The sequence below is a fragment of the Psychrobacter sp. T6-1 genome (genome assembly GCF_052258445.1).
Genome location: NZ_JBQQFC010000322.1, coordinates 1 through 2,544, shown reverse-complemented (window position 1 = coordinate 2,544; position 2,544 = coordinate 1). Strand labels below are relative to the sequence as shown.

The 2,544-nt window shown below is 41.7% G+C and carries 2 protein-coding genes; both read left to right on the top strand.

Annotation, left to right across the window (positions count from 1 at the left end):
* Positions 1-1,764, top strand: a 1,764-nt coding sequence (locus tag ACTXGO_RS12255) for a polysaccharide biosynthesis tyrosine autokinase (RefSeq protein WP_443574744.1), incomplete at its 5' end; no start/stop codon positions are given.
* Between the two features lie 52 nt (positions 1,765-1,816).
* Positions 1,817-2,544, top strand: a 728-nt coding sequence (locus tag ACTXGO_RS12250; RefSeq protein ID WP_443574743.1) for a nucleoside-diphosphate sugar epimerase/dehydratase, incomplete at its 3' end; no start/stop codon positions are given.

Sequence of the window (2,544 nt, the reverse complement as noted above, 5' to 3'; positions counted from 1 at the left end):
AGTCAATTTGAGGTCGCTGCAGAGTATTTGGATCAGCCTTTTACCTTGATGAGATCAGGTAGTGGATTTACGTTAAGTAATGCGGTTGATGAATTCACAGGTCAGCTTAATGTAGCAGAGCAGTTTAAGGGCACAAATGGCGATATCCAGATTACAGTACTTGATCTCCCTAATACTCAACAACCTATAGCAATTACTAAGCAATCTATACAGTTTACGACCAATAGTATAAGTAATAGATTAAAGGTAGTAGAAAAGGGGGATTTGAGCGGTATTATCCAGCTGTCTATAACAGGAACCAATCAACAACAGGTTAGCTCCATTCTAAGAGAGATCGTCATATCGTATGTCGAGCTCAGTGAAGCACGCAGCACTGAGGAAACTACCAAGACAGTTGGGTTTATGGAAACCCAAATCCCTGTACTCAAACAAAAGCTTGAAGATTCAGAAGGAGTATTTAATAAATTCCGTGAAAGATATGGCACTATCGATGTCGGCCGAGAAGCTGAGCTATTATTGACAGAGAATGCGCAAATTGATACTCAGCTCAACGAGCTTAAGTTAAATAAAGCCGAGCTGACTACTTACTATACCAATGAGCATCCGCTAGTCATTCAAATCAATGATCAGCTCAGAGTGTTAAATGATAGAAAACAAGTTATTAACAATACGGTTGCAGGCCTACCTGAGATTCAACGAGAGTTTTTAAAGTTATCAGAAGACGTTGCTATCAACCGAGAAATTTATCTCACCATGCTCAAAAATTATGAGCAGCTCAAGATCGTCGAAGCGGGACAAACAGGATATGCCCGTATCGTAGATTTGCCTGTAGATACATATATTCCTATTGCTCCTAACAAGACGCTTATCTTGCTGGCAGGACTCTTATTTGGCGCTTTGCTAGGCTTTATGTCCGTACTGCTAAGACACCTCATAAAAAGTGACGTCAAGGATCCTAATGGACTAGAAGATAGAATGGGCGTGCCCGTACTAGCAATGATACCGCGCTCACAACCCCTCAAAAATCTAATCGATAGTAGACATTCAACAGGGCGACTGCTGACTTATATTGATAAGAGCAGCTTAAGCTATGAAGCTATCAAAAGCCTGCGCACTTATTTAATGCTCGGTCAACCTGCAACAACTAAGGCCCGAGCGGTTGGTGCAGATACTACTCGTGGCCGAGTTATCCTTATCACAGGAGAGAGTCCCAACGGTGGTAAATCCTTTATTACAGCCAATCTAGCAGAGGTCTTCTCTCATCTTAACAAAAAGATTCTCGTGATAGATGCAGATATGCGTATGGGTAATTTGCATAGTGTATTTGCTATAGAGCACAACTTTGGTCTAAGTGAGTACTTCAACTTTGAGGCAGACTCGGCATCTAGCATCACCCATGTGACTGCGATAGATAATATCGACTTTATTCCGCGAGGACATAACGCGCATGATCCTTCATCCTGGCTGGCGAGTGATAGGTTTAGTGAGTTGATGGCACAACTGGTAGGACATTATGACTACATCATCATAGACTCACCGCCAGTACTGGCCGCCTCAGATGCCGTTATTATTTCGCAATATGCAGATACGGTGCTGATGGTAACTAAATACAATGATCCGCTAGAGGAGCAGTTGGCTTATGCCATCAAGCAGATGGAGAAGGCAAATACCACAGTCGATGGTATTGTCATCAATGATATGCAGCAAAGCAAAAAAGACAAGCGCAGCTACTATTACAATTATGAATATGGCAGTAACTCATAGCAATGAATTCATAGCATTAAACTTGTAGTACTGATTTGGGCAGGTAAATATCATGATTGAGAAACTAGAATATAGTGATAGTTATCAGGTAAAAAGCCATGGGCGCTATCAAGTGACGCAGTGGCTGTTGTCTTTACCGCGTAGCATAAAACGCCTCATCTTGATAAGTATTGACTTAGTCATATCAGTCGCCTGCGTATTTTTTGCTTTGTCTTTGCGTTACGGGTATATCGCGAACCACATTAGTCCCTTTGAGCTTTTTCTCTACGCTCTACCTGCTGTGATCGGCTTATATGCCATTGGATTTTATAGAAGCGTTACCAGAGTATTTTGTGATGCGGCTATGCATCAGGTGCTAAAGCTATTTATAGCGCTTATTATATTTTATCAGGCGATTAACTATGTTGAATGGATGTTTATTGTTCCGCGTTCAACGCCTTTCTTATTTTTATTCTTATTGTTCATCTGGTTGTGGGGTAGTCGTTTAGGTATACAAACCTTGCTTAATCATACTCAAAACGGACAGCAAAAAACGCGTTCTGATAATTACTCCTGCGAGAACATCATTATATATGGCGCAGGTTCAGCGGGCAAAGAGCTTGGCGATGCCTTAAAACGCTCTTGTAAGTATCACGTAGTCGCCTATATTGATGATGACCCGCATCTGGTAGGCGCTTATCTATTGGGCAAAAAGATATACGCAGCAAATGATTTGATTGCTTTAATCGAGAGACTTGAGGTCGCACAAGTCTTCGTCGCATTGCCATCGGTTAGCCGAGT